Source organism: Alkalinema sp. FACHB-956 (assembly GCF_014697025.1).
GTDB lineage: Bacteria > Cyanobacteriota > Cyanobacteriia > Leptolyngbyales > Leptolyngbyaceae > Alkalinema.
In genome coordinates, this window is the sequence record NZ_JACJRC010000014.1 from 134,237 (window position 1) to 153,170 (window position 18,934).

General features: G+C 50.7%; 18 protein-coding genes. 9 read left to right on the forward strand and 9 right to left on the reverse strand.

Features of this window, described 5'->3' with window-relative positions; all coding sequences use genetic code 11:
- Positions 1 to 40: 40 nt before the first annotated feature.
- Both H6G21_RS15755 and H6G21_RS15760 read right to left on the reverse strand, forming a co-directional pair.
- Positions 41 to 880 carry a M56 family metallopeptidase gene (locus tag H6G21_RS15755; RefSeq protein WP_190574375.1) on the reverse strand — a complete coding sequence of 280 codons (840 nt, stop codon included), beginning with the start codon at positions 878 to 880 and terminating at the stop codon, positions 41 to 43.
- A 2-nt stretch (positions 881 to 882) separates the two neighbouring features.
- Entirely contained in the window at positions 883 to 1,299 is a 417-nt protein-coding gene (locus H6G21_RS15760; RefSeq protein WP_190574376.1) for a BlaI/MecI/CopY family transcriptional regulator, read from the reverse strand.
- Between the two features lie 278 nt (positions 1,300 to 1,577).
- Here H6G21_RS15760 and H6G21_RS15765 point away from each other — a divergent pair, with 278 nt between their 5' ends.
- The 3 genes from H6G21_RS15765 to H6G21_RS15775 all read left to right on the forward strand — a co-directional run bounded on the left by H6G21_RS15765 (position 1,578) and on the right by H6G21_RS15775 (position 3,840).
- Positions 1,578 to 2,135 carry a hypothetical protein gene (locus tag H6G21_RS15765; RefSeq protein ID WP_190574377.1) on the forward strand — a complete coding sequence of 186 codons (558 nt, stop codon included), beginning with the start codon at positions 1,578 to 1,580 and terminating at the stop codon, positions 2,133 to 2,135.
- Positions 2,136 to 2,323: 188 nt separating this feature from the next.
- On the forward strand, positions 2,324 to 3,079 hold the full coding sequence (locus tag H6G21_RS15770) for a type 1 glutamine amidotransferase (RefSeq protein ID WP_190574378.1): 756 nt from the start codon (positions 2,324 to 2,326) through the stop codon (positions 3,077 to 3,079).
- Positions 3,080 to 3,090: 11 nt separating this feature from the next.
- Complete coding sequence (locus H6G21_RS15775; protein ID WP_190574379.1) at positions 3,091 to 3,840, forward strand: TIGR04283 family arsenosugar biosynthesis glycosyltransferase; 750 nt, start codon at positions 3,091 to 3,093, stop codon at positions 3,838 to 3,840.
- Here H6G21_RS15775 and H6G21_RS15780 read toward each other — a convergent pair.
- The 3 genes from H6G21_RS15780 to H6G21_RS15790 form a co-directional block, all read right to left on the reverse strand.
- A complete protein-coding gene (locus H6G21_RS15780; protein WP_199307243.1) occupies positions 3,825 to 4,424 on the reverse strand; it encodes a collagen-like protein in 600 nt (199 codons plus the stop codon). The two genes, H6G21_RS15775 and H6G21_RS15780, sit on opposite strands and share 16 nt — an antisense overlap.
- Positions 4,425 to 4,756: 332 nt before the next feature.
- A complete protein-coding gene (locus H6G21_RS15785) occupies positions 4,757 to 5,005 on the reverse strand; it encodes a hypothetical protein (protein ID WP_190574380.1) in 249 nt (82 codons plus the stop codon).
- Between the two features lie 403 nt (positions 5,006 to 5,408).
- The gene (locus H6G21_RS15790; protein ID WP_190574381.1) at positions 5,409 to 5,969 is read right to left on the reverse strand and encodes a pyridoxamine 5'-phosphate oxidase family protein; all 561 of its coding nucleotides are present in this window, start codon (positions 5,967 to 5,969) and stop codon (positions 5,409 to 5,411) included.
- A gap of 428 nt (positions 5,970 to 6,397) precedes the next feature.
- Between H6G21_RS15790 and H6G21_RS15795 the strand changes: the two genes are divergently transcribed.
- Together H6G21_RS15795 and H6G21_RS15800 are read left to right on the forward strand one after the other, a co-directional pair.
- Entirely contained in the window at positions 6,398 to 7,501 is a 1,104-nt protein-coding gene (locus H6G21_RS15795) for a hypothetical protein (protein ID WP_190574382.1), read from the forward strand.
- A gap of 137 nt (positions 7,502 to 7,638) precedes the next feature.
- Entirely contained in the window at positions 7,639 to 8,967 is a 1,329-nt protein-coding gene (locus tag H6G21_RS15800; protein WP_242041858.1) for an outer membrane beta-barrel protein, read from the forward strand.
- A 147-nt stretch (positions 8,968 to 9,114) separates the two neighbouring features.
- Here the strand turns inward: H6G21_RS15800 and ruvC are convergent, their stop codons facing one another.
- Positions 9,115 to 9,633: a crossover junction endodeoxyribonuclease RuvC gene (ruvC, locus tag H6G21_RS15805; RefSeq protein WP_190574383.1), complete on the reverse strand. Its 519-nt coding sequence runs from the start codon at positions 9,631 to 9,633 to the stop codon at positions 9,115 to 9,117.
- A gap of 430 nt (positions 9,634 to 10,063) precedes the next feature.
- Here ruvC and H6G21_RS15810 point away from each other — a divergent pair, with 430 nt between their 5' ends.
- Complete coding sequence (locus H6G21_RS15810) at positions 10,064 to 11,197, forward strand: hybrid sensor histidine kinase/response regulator (RefSeq protein ID WP_190574384.1); 1,134 nt, start codon at positions 10,064 to 10,066, stop codon at positions 11,195 to 11,197.
- A 180-nt stretch (positions 11,198 to 11,377) separates the two neighbouring features.
- On the opposite strand, the gene gatB is transcribed toward H6G21_RS15810, so the two are convergent.
- Positions 11,378 to 12,868, reverse strand: a complete 1,491-nt coding sequence (gene gatB / locus H6G21_RS15815; RefSeq protein ID WP_190574385.1) for an Asp-tRNA(Asn)/Glu-tRNA(Gln) amidotransferase subunit GatB — start codon at positions 12,866 to 12,868, stop codon at positions 11,378 to 11,380.
- 905 nt (positions 12,869 to 13,773) lie between these two features.
- On the opposite strand from gatB, the gene H6G21_RS15820 reads away from it, so the two are divergent.
- On the forward strand, positions 13,774 to 14,799 hold the full coding sequence (locus H6G21_RS15820) for a serine/threonine phosphatase (protein WP_190574386.1): 1,026 nt from the start codon (positions 13,774 to 13,776) through the stop codon (positions 14,797 to 14,799).
- Between the two features lie 300 nt (positions 14,800 to 15,099).
- Here the strand turns inward: H6G21_RS15820 and H6G21_RS15825 are convergent, their stop codons facing one another.
- Both H6G21_RS15825 and H6G21_RS15830 read right to left on the reverse strand, forming a co-directional pair.
- Positions 15,100 to 15,327, reverse strand: coding sequence for a DUF4327 family protein (locus H6G21_RS15825; RefSeq protein ID WP_190574387.1), 228 nt, complete (start codon positions 15,325 to 15,327; stop codon positions 15,100 to 15,102).
- Positions 15,328 to 15,596: 269 nt separating this feature from the next.
- A complete protein-coding gene (locus H6G21_RS15830; protein WP_190574388.1) occupies positions 15,597 to 17,111 on the reverse strand; it encodes a bifunctional pantoate--beta-alanine ligase/(d)CMP kinase in 1,515 nt (504 codons plus the stop codon).
- A gap of 195 nt (positions 17,112 to 17,306) precedes the next feature.
- On the opposite strand from H6G21_RS15830, the gene H6G21_RS15835 reads away from it, so the two are divergent.
- Entirely contained in the window at positions 17,307 to 18,215 is a 909-nt protein-coding gene (locus tag H6G21_RS15835; RefSeq protein ID WP_190574389.1) for an alpha/beta fold hydrolase, read from the forward strand.
- A gap of 151 nt (positions 18,216 to 18,366) precedes the next feature.
- Positions 18,367 to 18,934: Uma2 family endonuclease (locus tag H6G21_RS15840; protein ID WP_190574390.1), on the forward strand; the 568-nt coding region annotated here is incomplete at its 3' end.

Sequence of the window (18,934 nt, forward strand, 5' to 3'; positions counted from 1 at the left end):
CGCTGAACGCTGGGTTCAATCGTGAAAAGTAATCAAAGCACTAGTGATGGAAGGGAATTAACAATAACGGCATGAGACAGACGATCGTCCAACCTAGCGATTGCCAATCCCAACCCAGAAGATCGACCGAAGGGCTAAAGAGTGCCTCAATCCGTTCACTCAAGCGATCGTGCAGAATTTCGCCATTCAAGGCTGCGCCAAATTCTGGCTGCTCCATCGGGGCTCGCACCAGAGTGACCAATGATTCTGCCAACAGTAAAGGATCCACCTGTTGCGCCGCCCAGGCATCGGCTCGCAATTCCCGCAGCGTCAGCAGTTCCAGCCACAATTCCTGGGTCTTGGGCAACCAAATCGTTAGTCGCCGTAACCAACCCAGCCAAAAGAACCAAAAGGTGTCGCGGTAGTGATGGTGGGCCTGTTCGTGGGTCAGAACCGCTTCTAAGTGCTCCGCATCCAACGTGGCTAAAATCCCTTGGCTCACCACGAGTTCAGGATTCCATAGGCCAATTTGGGCAATGAACGGCAAAGGGGTTTCCAACAGCCACGCGGGCCGATCGTGCACCGTGGTGGGTTGGTTTTGCCGTAGGTTATGCAGCGTGCGCTGGGCATTGATCCAGAGAGCCAGCATGATCGCGATCGCGGCTAGTCCAAATCCCACCGCGATCGCATAGCTGACCCAGCTTTCCTGGTGGTGCATCATGGATCCGAATGGCCCCATCCAGAGAATGGCGATCGCACTACTGAGCAGCAGCAGCGGTGGCAGCAGGAACGCTACTAGGGAACGATGCCAACGGTAGTCGCTTAACTGGGCGGTGGGTTGCCAGCACAGGCGGATGAGTACAGCACTGGTGAGCGTTGCCCCCAACAAAAGTTCATGCATGACTATCCCTCCCGTTGTTGCCGAATTTCCCGCAGCCGTTGGGCGATCGCATCCAGCTTTTCCAAGCTGGTTTGATCCAGTTCGTCAGCAAAGGCCGCCACCATATCCACATTGCCCACGGAGAGGAAGCGGTTGAGTTGCTCGTAGGCTTGCAGCGATCGGGCCTGCTCTCGGGTAATTAGGGCTGACCAGACGTGAATTTTGTTGTCTTTTTTGCAGGTCAGCCAACCTTTATTGGTCAGTCGTTTCAGTACCGTCGTGACGGAGGTGTAGGCCAATTCGCGATCGGGGTCCTTCAAGATGCGTTGATGCACATCTTTAACCGTTGCCGTCCCCAAATCCCAAACAATATTGAGGATCTCTTGTTCCAGTGGGCCGAGGGACAGTTGGCGAGGTCGGTAATTGGGCAAACCCGTCATAACTTTGTTCAGGGGTAGTTTGGTTTAGGGGTCGTTCGGGAGTGAATGCAATTGGACATTCAATCATTTATCGATCGTCAATCATGGGTGAATCAATCAATTGGGCTACGTAAGGTTTGGCTCGGAATCCAGCGGAGTGATAGCTTCTTTTTAGAATATCTCAAGATCTCAAGCAGAGTCGTTAAGAATCCCTTTAGGAACCCCCAGGTTTCCGCTAATCCCATGCCATAATCCAAGCATTTACCCCCCTTGCTTATTTGTTTGAGGAGCTTGATAAAATGTCAATGAACCATCTATTTCGTTGGGGCCAGTCCGCAATGGCGATCGTGGCGGTGACCCTAGCGTCTACGAGTTTTGCCCCCTCGGCTCAGGCTCAAGGAATTTCAGGACAATGCCGAGCCATCAAACAACAAACTGCCGTTTTTAAAGATCGCTCTTCGACCAGTGCGGCCCTTGTCATTCTCAAGGCCGATGCCAAAGTCACGTTAGCTGAAGATGCAGCGCAGGATGGTTTAATTGCCGTCAGCGCACCGACGAAAGGCTTTGTGCAAACTGCTAACCTCAAAATGTGTCCTGGTAAGCCTCCCGTCAAGCCCGTCGAGGGTTCCTGCCGGGTGGTGACCCAAAAGCTGGGTCTCATTGTCCGGAAAGAACCCATGTCTGCCGATGTGGTGGGCGGGGTTGCCATGAATGAAAAAATTACCCTTGCCAGCCCTGCGGAAATGAAAGAGGCCAGCGATGGTCGGACTTGGGTGAAGATTGTGAAGCCCCTCGAAGGCTGGGTCTCCGAAGGGTTTACGGGGGCACCGTTTAAGAACTTCGAAGCTTGTAAATAGGCTTGTCAAGAGATCTGTGGCAGCACTTGCCTACGGGAGGTAGGAAAAAGCGCTAGATCATGGCGTCATGAACAGGGTATCGGAGCGATCGATGCCCTGTTTTTGCTGCAAGCGTTCTAGGGGCTGTGACCCTAGCTTTTACTGTAACCCCAGCTTCTACAATGGGAAGTTAGTCTTGGATGGCACCCATGGAACGTCAGCAGCAACGTCAGCAGCTTCGCCTTTTGTTATTACAAATTCGAGATCAGCCACGGGTGCGGGCGGAAGAAATTGCTAGTTTTGCGCGCTATACCGGGCTAGAACAGAGCCAGATTGATATTTTGAATGTCTTTGATACGCCGGAGTTTCCTGCCAGTGCTGCCGATGGCTACGATGGGTTATTTGTCGGTGGGGCGAGTGAGGCCAGTGTGTTGGAGCCGGAAATCTATCGATTTTTACAACCGAGCCAGCAGTTATTGCTGCGCTGCTTAGAAATCGAAATGCCCGTTTTTGCCTCCTGTTTTGGGTTTCAGTTAGCAACGGTGGCCCTGGGTGGGACGATTATCCGGGACGATCGGGATTTTGAGATGGGAACGATTCCGATTCAATTAACCGAGACAGCTTCCCAGGATCCACTATTTCACGATGCTCCCGATCCCTTTATGGCCGTGGCGGTGCATCGAGAACGGGCGATCGTGGCTCCGGAAGGTTGTCAGCCGCTGGCCTATACGTCCGCCTGTTGCCATGCCTTTCGAGTGGAGGGCAAGCCGTTTTGGGCCTTTCAGTTTCATCCAGAGGTCGATCGGGCGACGTTGGTGCAGCGACTAACGATCTACAAGCAAGCCTATACGGACAATGATGATCACCTACAACAGGTGCTGGATAGCGCGGTGGAAACGCCGGATTCTAACGACTTTTTGGCGAAGTTTGTCGATCGCATCCTGTTGGATCGATCGGGGCATTAAGGCAGTTTGCGATGAGTCTTTTCGAGCAAGGTTTGCAGCCAACGTCTGAGCGCATCTCGGTGATTATTCCAACGCTCAATGAAGCCGTTTGTTTGGGCAAAACGTTAGAGATTCTACAAGCAGCTTCGACTCAGGATATCGAAGTCATTGTGGTTGATGGGGGGAGCACCGATCGTACGGTGGAAATCGCTCAGGCAGCGGGTTGCAAGGTGATTCGATCGACTCCTGGACGGGCACAACAAATGAATATGGGAGCCGCGCAGGCATCCGGAGAAATTTTGTTATTTCTCCATGGCGATACTCAATTGCCGCAACAGTTCGATCGCCTCATCTGCGAAACCCTCGATCGAAAATCTGTGATTGCTGGAGCCTTTGAGTTGAAAATTGAGGGATCACAGTGGGGGCTGCGCTGGGTGGAATGGGGGGTGAAATGGCGATCGTCCATGTTTCAACTGCCCTATGGTGATCAAGCGCTGTTTCTCCGGGCTGACCTTTTCCGTAATCTGGGAGGCTTTCCAGCGTTGCCCATTATGGAAGATTTTGTCTTGGTGCGGCAATTAAGAAAGCGAGGACGGCTCGCGATCGTCCCCGCATCTGTGCTTACCTCAGGCCGCCGCTGGCAGACCCTTGGCATTCTTCAAACAACGCTCTGGAATCAAGTCATGATTCTGGGCTTTTATCTAGGCATTCCGCCGGAACGCCTGAAAGCTTGGTATCGACGCGATCGATCCCGGCGCGATGCAGATCATCCGGGGGGCTGAACGGTTCTAACTTGAGGTGCATCCTGACCCGGATCCCCTTTATCCCCCTTTTCACCGGGTGGGCCTTGGACGCCGGGATCCCCTTTCTCACCAGGAGGCCCTTGGATCCCTTGGGTGCCCGGATCGCCCTTCTCACCCTTGACTCCGGGTTGGCCCCGATCGCCCTTTGGCCCCCGAGGTCCCGGATCCCCTTTCTCACCCTTTTCCCCTTTTGCGGTAGGGGTTGTCTGAATTGTAGTTTCCAGTTGAGTGAGCTTGTTGCTTAGTGCATTGAATTCCGCTGTGATGCGATCGCAGGTGGTTTCCCGCATGGCTAAAGGATGGGTGGATGATTTACTGAATATCTGTGTTGCCACGGCTGCACTACCCAGTAATCCATTGAGTAACCCATAGGCCATTACGCCTACGACTGCAAAATTTGCGATAAGAGTACCCCAGTGTCCTTGTTCGACGTGATAGTTGAGGTATTGCACATAATCTCGACCCACTTGAATCAAATCATGGCCTGCTGAACCAGATTGATTTGTTTTAGATAGGTTATCAGGTTCGTTATGATTAGCATTGGGGGGATTGTTGTCATTCATGACTGACTCCCGTTAGATTAATTTATAATTAGCGATTCCATAGGTTAAGAATTCTCTTAATTAAGAACTCTCTTAGCTAAGAATTGGGTAGAGGTACTTCAGATTGGCACCTCTACCGCTGATTTTCCTTGCATGATCTATTTTTAGTGAATTGCTTGACCGGCGAACAGAGTTGTCAGTCAGCCAAGAACTAGAACAGATTACCGTTTTGCGTAGATAGAGCTTAGAGTTTAGAGAGATTAGAGTTAAGAAAGAGTTACGAAATATTGGAGTTAAGTGATTAGGATACGATCGCGGTTCAGCTGCTGCCAGCTTCACGCTTTTCATTTCAACTATTTCCCCTGCTCGATCGCGGTGGGCGATGGATTGGCAGGCGCGGTTGGGGTATTGTTAGATTTCGGGAAGACTCCCATATAAACCCCCAAGGCTAGCCCACCCAATGCGATAATTTCAAACACAAGCAGTACCACATTGAACTGAGTAGACTTTTGGGTGTTTTGAATATAGTCATGACCCACTTGGGTCACGTCCCCATCAACATTGTTTGCAGTTTGGGAATGGGGCTTAGGGTGGGACGACATACCAGTGACCCTCCAGATAGATATTTAGGTTAGAGTTAGATTAGGTTTGCTTAGAATAGATTTAGGTTTCTGAGCTTAAAATTATGCAGATTTCACTGTGATTTTTGCTGGAATGATGAGGCGGAATTCTAGGTGAAGCCAGCCTGGAACCGTCCAGCACCCCTAACTACATCAATCCTAGGGACAATTCCGTAAATTCCACAGTACCCGATCGGGGAATTTCTCTTATCATACAAACCCTGCTTTCGGAACTGTGGTGGGATTAACGAACTGTTATAAACGCATTCAGTAATGTAGTGACGGGAAAAGTCAGTCGTCCTAGATTAAAAATTAGCCTTACTCCATCACTTCCCATCGATGGTTTAACCCAATTGCCCAACGCGCCCTCATTCACTAACCGATATTATTTGTCTGTGGGCTCGGGATCTAAAAGATAGGTCGGCAAACCATCGATCGTCCGCTGATTTTTCTCTGTCCAGTACTGATGTAAACCCTCTGTTCCTTTTTTCTCAGCCCAATGGATTAAGGACTGGCGCTCTCCCTGGTACTCATACAACGGGACACCCATGCCGCAGGAAGTTTGCACAGACTCGATCGTCAATTGAATAATCTGCCGGGTGCCGGGAACGGTGGGGAAATGCTCCATCAGCCTCGGCCAATGGGCATCCCGAGGTCGTACCACCTGCCCCGTGCCATACAGGCGCAAAATCCACGGCTTTTCAGTAAAACTGCAAAACATGATGGTCATGCGCCCATTTTCAATCAGGTGGGCGCTGGTTTCGTTGCCGCTGCCTGTGACATCTAGATAGGCTACGGTGTGGGCATCCAGAATCCGAAAAGTATCAATCCCCTTGGGAGAGAGATTAATTCGGCCTTGGTGAGGAGCTGTCGCTGTGAAAAAAAGATGCTGTTGCTGAATAAAATCTTGCAGTTCTTCAGTCAGCTCGGGATAAAACTTTGCCATGGTCAAGAGGTTGGAAGTGCAGAGTATAAGCGTAATGGAGCGTGGTACAAGCAGAAATTTGCCAGAGATGGCCCGATCGTCCGGATGGGCGATCGACCGCTATGAATCGTAAAAGCATCGTAGATCTACTGAGATTAGATCGGTAAGGCCGCAGTGACAACGCTTTCCATAACAATTATTTACCTTCAAATAATTGTCCTCAGAGATTTAATTGACCGATCAAAAAGAATCTGCTGACAAACTCAAGCTTGAAAGTGTCTAGTTGAAAGTGTCTAGTTGAAAATTTCTAGTTGAAAATTTGCATAAAGACGCCTCCCTAGCTCTAATGGAAATGAGACCGAATCCTACGATCACGCACCTTGAGGCTTGGCTGTTAATTAATTAGGCGTTGCGTTCTTCTGAAAATGCGAGTCATGGACATGCGATTTATGAAAATGCCATTCGTTGCAATTTGCCTGGTCGGAGCCGTAGTTCCGTGGATAGCGCCTGCCTTGGCTCAGTCGGATCTGTTGCGGCGGGGTGAAGTCTACAAAGTCGTCAACACGGTGCAGTTGTTGCCCAACAATCGTCCCGCCCGCAAAGCCTCGCTTCGGGATGTGCTGGCCCCTCGGGATGCCGTCAAAACGGGAAACCAGTCTCGATCGGAGTTGCTATTTAACGAAGGATCCCTCGCTCGCATCGGTTCAAACTCAATCTTCCGATTTACACCGGGAATGCGTAGTTTTTATCTGCGCCATGGCACTGCGCTTATTCTCAGCCCATCCCAGTCGATCGCAGCGGCTACCCAGGTGGAATTTCCTGGAGGCACAGTGGCTACCTTGCCCCCTGGGGATGGCACCGCCGTATCACCTGACCAACTGCAAATGGCCATGCTGATGGTGGTGGATGGCTCTAATCCGGAAAATCCCAAAGTCCAAATTCTTGCTTTGGCAGATATTGATCTAAAAATTACCAATATTAAAGGGGAAACCATCATCCTCAAGGGCGGTGAAATGCTGATGATTACCAACGGCAATTTCAGCCCAATTACGACGATTAATCTCAAGCTGTTGTATGGCTCGACGAATTTGGCCTTAGGTTTGGGCGAAGGCGATCGTCATACCACGGCGATCGCGGCTGAAGCGTTGGAAATTCAGAAGACGTTGAACTTAATTCGGCCTTCCACCTTGGCGGTTTTACGGCGACAGGCCGCAGTGGCGAAATCGCAAATTGAAGGCTTGTGTACGTTAAACGCTCGGGGCAATGCCAGTACCCTAGCCACCAACTGCATCACAACCACCACCGATGATCCCCTCTCGACCTACCAAAATAATCGGGATGTGACCACCGATCCCCCCCCTCGCGAACAGCCTCCGGTCATCGATCAACCCCCGCCAACGCCGCCTACTACTCCCCCGACGATACCGCCCGTCACACCGCCCATCACGCCGCCCACCACTCCCCCCACGACTAATCCCAACGTAACGGTGATTCTGGTGCCGCAACCCCAGCCGACGAACAATACCAATAACCAAACTCCAGTCATTCGCTAGTTCGCAGTGGGTTGCTTTGCCCTCCTGCCCCCACGCGGAGTCCTCTTGTTCACTGCTCAATACCAGTCTCAATACCAGTTCTCAATACCAGTCTCAATTTCAGTCCTGCCTCTGCCCCTCTTTGATGGCTCTGACCTATGCGCCCCTTTACTTTGATTTCCTCGTTGCTGAGTGTTTGGGCTGTGAATGGCCTAGCTGTTGCTGTAATGCCTGCGGCTGCGGGTGCCCAGGAAGCCGATTCCCTCCCGCCTACCCCTGAGACGGTTAATTCTTCACCCGTGCCCGATCCGATCGCGCTTTCATCTGCTAAACCGATCGTCCTTGCCCGATCGATCGCACAACCTGAAATCCAAGCGATCGCGCCAGAACCGGTTAAACCGACAACGCCATCAGGGATTACACCATCCAGTATTACGTCATCAGGTATCAGGCCATCAGGTATCAGGCCATCAGGTATCAGGCCATCAGGGGGTACGCCTTTGCCCCAGCCGCCGGTTGCCTCCCAAAAATTGTCATCTGAAGAGTGGTCATCTGAAGAATTGCCCACTGAAAAGTTTTTGTCAGAAAAGTTATTGCTTGAAAAGTCATCTTTCGAAAAATCGGAGGTGGTTGCCCAGGCCGTCGATCCGACCAATCCAACCCGTCCGGAGGAAGAGGATTTGCAACCGTTGGATGAATCGGATGTGCGATCGGAACTTGGAGACATTCAGCCCCTCCAACCGACCCAACCGGCAAAACCAACCCCATCCCCTCGGAAGCAACCCACGGTACAACTCTTGCTGCGATCGTCGGCGTTCACCAGTTCCAACATCACTTCGTTGCGGGATTTTGCACCCAGCGATACCGTGTTTGTCAATGGTGCAATGCTGCTGGCAACGCCAAAATTAGGTGACTCTACCCGTTTGATTGCCTTAGCGGGGGGTAATTTAGTGCGGTTTGCCAATCGAGGCGATTCCAATTACAACAGCGTTAATTTCAATGTCGCGATTCAGCAACGTCTAGCGCCAGGAACCTACGGTCAATTGGGCTGGGTACAGGAGAAGTTGTATAGATCGGACGGGGGCGATCGGCTGCTGCGGGATAACTCCCTGCAATTCATCCTGGGCAACCAAAGTCAAATCGGGAAAAAATTGCGGCTAGATACCTCCTACGAATTGCGGGCTAGCTTTGCCGATCCGGATGATCAAAGTCGGCTAAACCATACCTTGGGGGCTAGACTCCGTTATGACATCACTCCCCAGTTACAAGGTGCTTTGGACTATCGCCTCAGCTTCAAAGACTATACCCAGGTCGATCGTTTTGACACAGAGCATCAAGTCAGTGCCATGGCGATTTACAACCTGAGTCGGGATGTGTTTGTTGCAGGGAATGTGTCTTATTTATTTGGTCGATCGTCGAACTCTGATAACAATCCCAATAACCTCTCCATTGGCGTTAGTTTGGGTGTTAACATTCCACTGTTTTAACGGATTGTCCTGACGGCTTCAATCAACGTCAATGTTTCCATCGCAATCTTGTGCTTGCGCATTTATCGTTTATCTAGCTGCATTGAACTAGCCGCATTGAACTAGCTGTATTGAACGATAGGTTCCGATCGTGATCGCATTCGATCGCTACAGATTCTGATACCAAGCCGTCAGGGCAACGGCCAATCCGTCGGCAGCATCATCCGGTTTCGGAATGGTTTCTAGCTGGAGTTCCCTGGCTACGGCTTCCTGGACAGCATACTTCTCGGCGTTCCCATAACCCGTTAGTGCTTGCTTGATTTGCGCAGGTGTAAATTCCACCAAAGGTAGATTGTGTTGCGCCAACACTAATAAAATGACGCCCCGTGCTTGGGCGACAAGGATGGTGTTGCCCATCTTGTAGAAAAACAGTTTTTCGATCGCCACTAAATCGGGTTGCATCGCGTCGATTAACAGATGCAGATCGTCATACAACGTAATTAGTCGTTGTCCGAGTTCCTGTCCCGCCGTGGTGCGTACAACCCCATAGTCCACGACCGTGACGACGGCTGCTTGGCGTTGATAGGCGGGTTGGCAGTCCAAGGCTCCAAATCCTAAGGTTGCTAATCCAGGATCCAAACCTAGGATCCGTTGTGTTGCCGAGTTTGTCGTTGCCGATTGCGCCATGGAATAAATTTTGCTCTTTTGATCGAATAGGGAGTTGAATGAGTAACATTAGAAGGGATAGTGCATCTTAAAAGACTTGCTGATGCGTGCTTGACCTGACAAGATCATTGGTAAGGCTCAGACATAAGACTTAAAGCTGCGGTCTATTCCATGTTTTCTTCGCCTAAAGTTCCGTTGGATGTTAACTTCCACCACTGCTGAATTAAACAGTTAATGAAGTTAAATTCACTCAGGTTTCAATTGATGACTCTATTGATCTATTTTTTATAGTGATTTCTTCCTAAACTGATAACTATTTATGTATTAATTGATTAACGTTCCTTATCTTTCTGTTTCTCATAACTGCTGACTGGCTCAAGATTGAATCTAATTATCATTCCTGTTTTTCGTCCTGCTTGTCTCATCGCGACACCCTGCTTTGTGAGATTGCATGAATCACTCACCTTTTGCTAAACCCACCAAGGTCGATCGCATCCTCGTCGTAGATGACTCTGCGGATAACAGTTTTCTGATTCAGAGTTTGCTGCAAGAAGAAGGCTATCACATTGATATCGCAGAAAACGGACAGGAAGCGCTGCTCAAAATTGAGACTTGGCAACCCGATCTGATTCTTTTAGATGTCATGATGCCCGTGATGGATGGCTATGAAGTGACCCGTCGCGTTCGGCAGAATACGGCTTTGCCGTTTATTCCCATTTTGTTAATTACGGCCTACGATCAACTCAGTGTGGCACGGGGCTTGGATATTGGAGCGGATGATTTTATTCGGAAGCCCGTAGAATTTGATGAACTGCTGGCGCGGGTGCGATCGCTGCTGCGCTTGAAGCACAGTGTAGATGAGCGGGATCAAATTGCCCGTCAGCGGGAGGACTTTGTGTCGCGGCTGACCCACGATTTGCGCACGCCCTTGGTGGCTGCCGATCGCATGTTGAGTTTGCTGTCCCAAGGGGTTATGGGGGAGTTGTCCCCGGATATCTTGGAAGCGATCGAGATCATGAGTCGCAGCAACAATAACTTGCTGACGCTAGTCAACACTCTTTTAGAAGTCTATCGCTATGAGGCGGGTCGCAAAACCTTAAACTTTTCCCCGGTGGACTTGCCGGGGTTAGCTCAAGATGTGGTTAAGGAGCTGTCACCTCTGGCGATCGATAAAGGGTTGCATCTGGATACCACAGAGATTCCTGACCAGGATGCCATGCTCTTAGTCAAGGGCGATCGACTAGAACTGTATCGAGTTTTGACGAATCTAATTGGCAATGCCATCAAATTTACCGATGCTGGCTCCGTCAAAGTGACCGTTACAGTAACCCCAGCTGCGCCCCTTTCCACAGATGGGCTGCGTCCCATGATTCAAGTGGCAGTGGAGGATACCGGCCAAGGGATCCCGCCGGAAGAACAGGCTTCACTCTTTGAAAGTTTTGTGCAAGGCAAACACAAAAAATCGGGTAGTGGCTTGGGACTGCACCTGACGCGGCGAATTGTGGAAGCCCATCAAGGCCAGATTAAGGTGAAATCTCAGGTAGGCCAAGGCAGTGTGTTTACGGTACTGCTTCCCGCTTATTAGATTGCTTCCCGCCTATGAGACTACTTCCTGCCTTTAGATGGCTATCCTTCCATAAAAAAATGCCTCCGGCTTTCTGTGCTTGAAAGAACGCTGGAGGCATTGAGATGAACTTAGAGATAAACTGATGGGTTAGATAAACGGTGCGTCCCCAGGCGCGGTCGAGTTCGCCCTTCAACCGGGTTAGCTGTTTAGCTTTTTCGCGACCAATTGGTTGGTGAGCTTGGGATCAGCTTTCCCGCCAGTCTTTTTCAGCACCTGGCCGACAAAGAAGCCCAGCATTTTGGTCTTACCGCCCTTGTATTGCTCCAGTTCGTTGGGGAAGGCTGCAATCACTTCATCGATCGCGGCTTCAATCACCGCTGGATCGGAAATTTGGATCAAGCCTTTTTTCTCAACCAGCGCCTTGGGAGACCCACCGTTTTCCAGCAGTTCCGGCAGGATGTCCTTCCCAATCTTGTTGCTGATGGTACCACCTTCAATCAAGTTAACCAGTTCCGCCAAGTCCTGCGGTGCAAGCTTCAGATCCGCGATCGTCATCCCCGTATTGGCGTTCAGGTAAGCACTGATATCTCCCATAATCCAGTTGGCGGCTGGTTTTGCAGGGGCTCCCGCAGCCACGGTTTGCTCAAAGTAAGTGGCAATGGACTGGTCATCCGTCAACACGCGGGTGTCGTAGGGGGAGAGTCCCAGATCTTCCTGATAGCGATGCCGCTTTTGCACAGGGAGTTCCGGCAGTTCCGATCGCCAATGCTCCCGCTGGGTGTCAGCGACTTCGATCGGCCCTAAATCGGGTTCTGGGAAGTAGCGATAGTCGCTCGATCCTTCCTTGACGCGCATGGTGCGGGTGGCTTGGGATCCTTCATCCCACAGCCGCGTTTCTTGGATAATCGGTTCTCCCGCTTCCACCGCCGCAATTTGCCGTTCGATCTCATAGTCGATCGCCCGTTGGATGGCGTTGAAGGAGTTCATGTTTTTAATCTCGACCTTGGTGCCGAAGGTTGTACTGCCCACAGGTCGGATGGAGATGTTGACATCGCACCGCAGGGATCCTTCCTGCATGTTGCCGTCGCTAACGCCGAGATAGCGGACAATCCGCCGGATCTCTTGGGCATATTCCGCCGCTTCTTGGCCCGATCGGATATCCGGCTCCGAGACAATCTCAATCAACGGCACCCCAGCCCGGTTGTAGTCCACTAGAGAAAACGTTGACCCTGCCAGCCGATCGCTGCCCCCATGGACCAACTTTCCGGCGTCTTCTTCCATGTGCAGACGGGTAACCCCGATTTTTTTGCGGGTAGAGGTACCGGATTTTTTGTCGTAGAGTTCAATCTCGATCCAGCCATGTTCTGCAATGGGGAGATCGTACTGGGAAATTTGATAGTTCTTCGGCAGGTCAGGATAGAAATACTGTTTGCGATCGAACTTACTGTAGGGCGCGATCGTGCAATTGAGTGCCAAACCCGCCTTGACCGCATATTCCAGTACCTTTTGGTTCAGCACTGGCAGCACTCCCGGTAATCCCATGCATACGGGATCGATGTGGGTATTCGGCGGCGCACCAAACACCGTCGAGCTATCGGAAAAAATCTTGGTTTCCGTACTCAATTGACAGTGGGTTTCCAGACCAATAATGGCTTCGTACTGAGTCTTCACCGGAGTCGCAGCCGTCATACAGTTCCTGTCCTAATTCTGACGTATCCCATTGTAACGCCTCCCTCCACTTCCCAAGCGGTAAAACTCACCCACCAAGTTGGGGTTACGTGACGAACGAGAACTGCGCCAGTCATCGGTACTTTTCTAGATCGGTACTTTTCTAGGAAGTCAACCGTTTTGAGGAATTCTGTCTAGTATGGTTGAAACATAACGTTTGAACCGCATGGTTGAAGCATTACCCGGAGACCCCTAGGATAGTTTTCTGTTTTTCCGGATGTAATTCCTGCCCGAGTCGATTTTGGTTGATTTGTACATTGGTTAGGGATTGCTAATGTTAGGGTCTTGCATCGGCACTCCCCCGCTGAAGTGGTATGTTTACCCTACCACTTCTTAATCTAAGACACCTTAAATCTAAGACGCCTTCATCCAACTTTGTATTAAGGTAACTAAGGCAACTAGTAATAAGGCAACTGGTAAGGCAACGGACTCCGGTGACTACACTTTTCAGTGGCTACACTTTTCAGTGACTCAAGTTTTCCGGTGCTAAGCTTTTCGGTGACAGTACTCAGGCAAAGACCACACTCAGGCAAAGACCACTCAAACTACACTCAAGTCGCGATACCTCAGTGATACCTATAAGTGATACCTAAGGGGTAACGAACATTCCCGTAGGGTCGCAATCCGCCTACCCAGTGATCCATCACCCTATTTAAAATCAAGAAATTATTGGAGTTAACGGATTTGCCACGGTTCATTTCGTAATATTTTGAGCAGTAGGAGTCTTCTGTATGGAGCCATTGATGCAAATTTGGGGGCCTTCCCATTGACTAGACACCCTCAGACTAGACACGATCGCTGTTCGCTTTGATCCCAGTTTTTCTATCTTTCCCTCACTGTTCACCCATTGTTTTTTGACATCTGCTATGGCACCTGATCCCCAGAATCTGCAACCCGGGAATTCTAACAATCCTGCGCAAAATCTCCCGATCGTGGATATAGCCCTTACAGAGGCGGTGACTCAGATCGAAGTTTGGGAAGACAGTGATGCGGCGACCGACGAAGCCGACGATATGCCGACGATCGTGCTACCGATGCATCTTTCTAACCTGGACGATGCGGCCAAAACAGATGTGGGTTTGCAACGGGAGCATAACGAAGACTATTACGGTATTGCGGCTGAAATTCAACAAGTTAAAAAGCCTTCTGGGGGCTCGGTGCAAGCCCAGGGCATTTACATCCTCTGTGATGGGATGGGTGGCCATGCGGGGGGGGAGGTGGCCAGCCAATTGGCGGTGGAGACGCTGCAAAACTTTTTTCAGGACTATTGGCGATCGCAACGTGCCAGTAATGCCACTTCTGCTAAGCTGCCGCCCAGTCAAGTCATCCGAGAGGGCGTTTTGTTGGCCAATCAGGTGATCTTCGATCGTAACCAAGCCGAAGAACGTATAGGCAGTGCCCGCATGGGAACCACCCTTGTCATGGCGATTGTGAGCAATACGACGGTGGCAGTCGCCCATGTTGGGGATAGTCGCCTCTACCGCTATACCCGGAAACACGGCCTAGAGCAAATCACCTGTGATCATGAGGTGGGCCAGCGTGAGATCAAGCGAGGCGTACTACCCGAAATCGCCTATGCTCGTCCCGATGCCTACCAACTGACCCAAGCGCTTGGGCCACGGGATGATGAATTTGTGGAGCCGGATATCCAGTTCATCGAAATCAACGAAGACACGCTGTTTTTACTGGCGTCCGATGGGCTGACGGATAATCAATTATTGGAAGAGTATCACAAGGATTATGTGGCTCCCCTCATCAGCTCTCAAGCCAATCTTGATCAAGGGGTACGGGAGCTAATTAGTTTGGCGAATGAATACAACGGGCACGATAACATTACTGCGATCGTGATTCGCGCCAAGGTACGTCCTAACCTAGAGTCGATTCGGTTTTAACCCACTGCGGCCAAAACTCACCAAGACTAACCCACCTAAGTTTTATTTAGCCAAGTTTTATTTGGCTAGACTTAGCTGGGAGAGATGGGTAGAGCCTGATTATGGGGGGCGATCAACAGGCGGTGAATGGGGGAGAGAAATTGTTGATGTAGAGAAAGATTAGGGGTGCCCATCTACGCCCCCCAATGACTGTTTTCGGTTAGCTCGCCCTTCGGTTGGCTTGCCTTTATGAAATTAAATTGATGGAGTTGATTGGCCAGCGAAAACATGAGTCCTCGCTCAGACTAGCCTGCATCAATACTAGTCTTCATCTTCTTCCCACGTTTCCACGGCAAGGAACTCACTCACGGGATCCTGCATCGAAAAGTCGAAGGATAACAACTCCTGTTTCCAGTAAGCCCATTCATCCCCGTAAAGTAAAGCAATTTTCCAGAGGCTATCACTGGGTTTCAACAGCTTCTTGTCCACCAGCGATCGTACTTGTCGCTGGAGCTTTTCCATCGGATAAGCGACTTGTTGAGTAGTCATAGGTTGTTCAAACTGGGTAAATTCTAAAAAATCAGGTCAGCAACGCTCAGCAATGTTGCAATGCCTGCCTCTTGGCACAAGGATCAGTGATTTCAGTCAGTGATTTCAGTGCTCGGCGTGTATGATAACGCATTTCCGACAGCAGTTACAGATTAATTGTGCAGGCAATTACAAACCGTCACAGTTTTTGTAAGCTAGCCACCGAATTCCAGAAGATGTCTTGATTGCTAAGCTCTTCAGGGTGCGCTTGCCATGACTAGCCTAGCGCGTTATGGGCGATTGTGGTAGAGGGTGATGATCTGATTGACAACGGTTTCGATCGTCATGCCATCGGTGACGAGTTCCACTGCATCGATCGCTTGGCAGAGGGGAGCCAGCGATCGGGTGCTGTCCTTGGCATCTCGTTCGGCAATTAATTGCACCAATTCCTCCAGATCCGGCACAGGTTGGCCCAGCCGTTCCAAATCCTTTTGCCGTCGTCGTGCCCGTTCTGCCACCGTGGCTGTGAGAAAAATCTTTAGTTCAGCATCCGGGAAAACGTGGGTGCCGATATCCCGTCCTTCCAGGACCACTCCCCCCCGTTTGCCGTATTCCCGTTGCTGCTTGACCAGGGCTTGGCGCACTGCGGTTTGAGCTGCGATCGTGGACACTTGGCTGGTGACTTCTGGGGTACGGATGGCTTGGGTCACTTCTTGACCGTTGACTTCCACCCGATCGTCCGTCAGGGTAATGTGACATTGAAATACCAGTTCTGCGATCGCGGGTTCATCGGTTACGGAAATTCCCGATTGCAGCACTAGCCAGGTAATGGCACGATACATGGCTCCGGTATCTAGGTAAAACAATTCCAAGGCTTGGGCCACCTGTTTAGTCACCGTGGATTTGCCCGCCCCGGCGGGGCCATCGATCGCCACAATGGGTTTACGGGTGCGCAATAATACATTGTCGATCAGTCGTGTTTTGCCTAATCGAGCCGCGATCGTTAGCAATCCAGTTTCTGCAACTTCTGTCAATGGGGTTAGTGTTGTTGGATCAACTAATTCGATGTATTCAGGCTGAAGGTTTGGGGCAGTGGCCAGTTGGGCTTTGACTCGATCGATTAAGAGCGATCGCTGGCGTTCCCCTCGACGAAATTCCTGTTGCGCTGCCATGAGTCCCTGGGAAAGGGTGACAGCTTCTTGTTTTTCTGCGGGACTGAGGTATTGATTTCTGGAGCTGAGGGCAAGGCCACTGGGTTCCCGGACGATGGGACAGGCAACAATTTCCACGGACAGATTCAGATCCGCAACCAGTTGCTGAATAATCGCCAATTGTTGGGCATCCTTTTGGCCAAAGTAAGCACGATCGGGCTGTACGAGGTTGAGTAATTTGGTGACGATCGTGGCAACACCGTTAAAGTGTCCCGGTCGGGATGCCCCACAGAGTCCTGACTGCATTGCAGCCGGGGGCACGATTTGGGTCACTTCTGCGTTGGCCGCTGGAATAATGCCTAATTCCGACGGCGGGGGCGCAAAAATTACATCCACGCCAGCGGCTTCGCACAGGGCGCGATCGGCTTCTAGGGTGCGGGGATAACGGTCAAAATCTTCGTTGGGGCCAAATTGCAAAGGATTGACGAAAATCGTCACCACCACCCATTGGTTTTCCTGACGGGCACGATCGATCAAGCTTTGGTGTCCAGCATGGAGCGCCCCCATGGTTGGGACCAAACCCACGGTTCCCTCCAGTTTGCGGCATTGGGCTAAGTAACAACGAAGCGCAGCAACGGTCGTAAACAGGCGCACAGAGAACCCCCTCTTGGTAGGATTTTGGTAAGGTGGACGACAAAAAGACCTCTTCAAGTGTATCGGAATGCAGCCAAGGCGCAATTGCTGGGCTAGGTTGTCGGGGGTGACTTCGGCAAAGTGGATAGTCCGTTCTGGGCAGAGAAGCTTTACAATGGGACATACTACGTTACTGTTCTTTACAGTCCTGCAATCATGACCATTGCCTCCCCTGTTGTCGCTGTGCCGGGTCAATATTGGTCTTGGCGAGGATTCAAAATTTACTATGTCAAGGCGGGTGGGCGAGCAGGAGAGTCTCAGACTAGTCGGCCTGCGTTGTTGTTAGTCCATGGGTTTGGGGCTTCGACGGATCACTGGAAGAAGAACATTGCGGGGTTACAACAGGAGTTTGAAGTTTATGCGATCGATCTGTTGGGTTTTGGACGATCGGATAAGGCTGAAACGCAGTATGGTGGAGATCTTTGGGCCGATCAACTCTATGATTTCATCCAAGAGGTCATTGGGAAGCCGACGGTGATTGCAGGGAATTCGATCGGCGGGTATGTGGCTTTGGCAACCACGGCTCGTTTTCCAGAAGTGGCTAAGGGCGCTATTTTATTGAATCCTGCCGGTGGATTTAGCGAGGATTTGCAGAATCGTCCCCAGCCGACTCCCTTACAAAAGCTAATGGGCACGACGTTTAAAACGCTGCTCAATCAAGACTGGTTCAGTTGGTTTATTTTCAAATATGTGCAAAATAAAGCGTTTATTCGTAAAACCCTCAAGCAAGTGTATGTGAATCAGTCGGAAGTTACCGATGAGTTGGTGGAAGATATCTATCGTCCTTCCTGCGATCGGGGTGCAGCTAAGGTGTTTGCGTTAGTATTTCGTGCACCGAAGGGAGAATCGAATGATTCTCTGTTGCAAAAGCTGACTCAACCGCTTTATTTACTGTGGGGTGAGCAAGATCCTTGGGTGGGGAATGCTCGGCAGCGGGGAGCCAAGTTTAGCAAATATTATCCTGAGGCTCGGCAGGATTTTATTCCGGCTGGTCACTGTCCCCACGATGATGCGCCGGAATTGGTGAACCAAAAGATTCGGGAATGGCTGTTGGCAACGTTTTAGAGGACGCAGTTGTGCGCGATCGTGAGTGCAAATAACATACACAATATTGTTTAACACCGCTGGTTAACAATAGTGTTAGAGGAACGCATCCCTATGGGCAATTGGGCAAGATGCTAGAATTGCGGTATTGCAGCCCAGGAGCCGTTCGCCCATGAACCAACCCATCGCTACCACCTCGCTGCCTTGCATGGATACCTTGCCAACCATGCATGACCTTCCTAGCGACGACCCCTTGGAGCCCGGTTTGCCCGACGAATTTCATGGCTTACAGCCGCAATTGTTAGCAGAAACGTTACATCTGACGGATTACGCTGAAAGTGAAGTATTTTACGCCTTCGACCTGAATCTCTACTACGACCCGAATAATACGGGCTGGTACAAGCGCCCCGACTGGTTCCTCGTTGTCGGCGTCCCCCGTCTGTATCAGGGGAAAACCACCCGTTCTAGCTATGTGACCTGGGACGAGCAAGTCAATCCGGTGATGGCGATCGAATTTCTGTCGCCCGGAACCGAAGCAGAAGACCTGGGGCCGTTTGCACCCAAACCCCTACCACCGACCCAACCCGGCAAACCACCCAGCAAATTCACCGTCTACGAGCAAATTCTGCAAATTCCTAATTACTTGGTGTTTAACGAAACCGATCGACGATTACGGTATTTCCGATTAGTTGATGGACGTTATGCCGAACAAGCGATCGCGCCTCAAAATCCGCTGATTT

Coding starts and splice junctions, on each gene's coding strand:
- H6G21_RS15785 (WP_190574380.1), bottom strand. CDS start 5,005: ATGTCGTCCCACCCTAAGCCCCATTCCCAAACTGCAAACAATGTTGAT.
- H6G21_RS15775 (WP_190574379.1), top strand. CDS start 3,091: ATGAGTCTTTTCGAGCAAGGTTTGCAGCCAACGTCTGAGCGCATCTCG.
- H6G21_RS15780 (WP_199307243.1), bottom strand. CDS start 4,424: ATGAATGACAACAATCCCCCCAATGCTAATCATAACGAACCTGATAAC.
- H6G21_RS15760 (WP_190574376.1), bottom strand. CDS start 1,299: ATGACGGGTTTGCCCAATTACCGACCTCGCCAACTGTCCCTCGGCCCA.
- H6G21_RS15770 (WP_190574378.1), top strand. CDS start 2,324: ATGGAACGTCAGCAGCAACGTCAGCAGCTTCGCCTTTTGTTATTACAA.
- H6G21_RS15810 (WP_190574384.1), top strand. CDS start 10,064: ATGAATCACTCACCTTTTGCTAAACCCACCAAGGTCGATCGCATCCTC.
- H6G21_RS15790 (WP_190574381.1), bottom strand. CDS start 5,969: ATGGCAAAGTTTTATCCCGAGCTGACTGAAGAACTGCAAGATTTTATT.
- H6G21_RS15765 (WP_190574377.1), top strand. CDS start 1,578: ATGTCAATGAACCATCTATTTCGTTGGGGCCAGTCCGCAATGGCGATC.
- H6G21_RS15835 (WP_190574389.1), top strand. CDS start 17,307: ATGACCATTGCCTCCCCTGTTGTCGCTGTGCCGGGTCAATATTGGTCT.
- ruvC (WP_190574383.1), bottom strand. CDS start 9,633: ATGGCGCAATCGGCAACGACAAACTCGGCAACACAACGGATCCTAGGT.
- H6G21_RS15755 (WP_190574375.1), bottom strand. CDS start 880: ATGCATGAACTTTTGTTGGGGGCAACGCTCACCAGTGCTGTACTCATC.
- H6G21_RS15795 (WP_190574382.1), top strand. CDS start 6,398: ATGAAAATGCCATTCGTTGCAATTTGCCTGGTCGGAGCCGTAGTTCCG.
- H6G21_RS15800 (WP_242041858.1), top strand. CDS start 7,639: ATGCGCCCCTTTACTTTGATTTCCTCGTTGCTGAGTGTTTGGGCTGTG.
- H6G21_RS15825 (WP_190574387.1), bottom strand. CDS start 15,327: ATGACTACTCAACAAGTCGCTTATCCGATGGAAAAGCTCCAGCGACAA.
- gatB (WP_190574385.1), bottom strand. CDS start 12,868: ATGACGGCTGCGACTCCGGTGAAGACTCAGTACGAAGCCATTATTGGT.
- H6G21_RS15820 (WP_190574386.1), top strand. CDS start 13,774: ATGGCACCTGATCCCCAGAATCTGCAACCCGGGAATTCTAACAATCCT.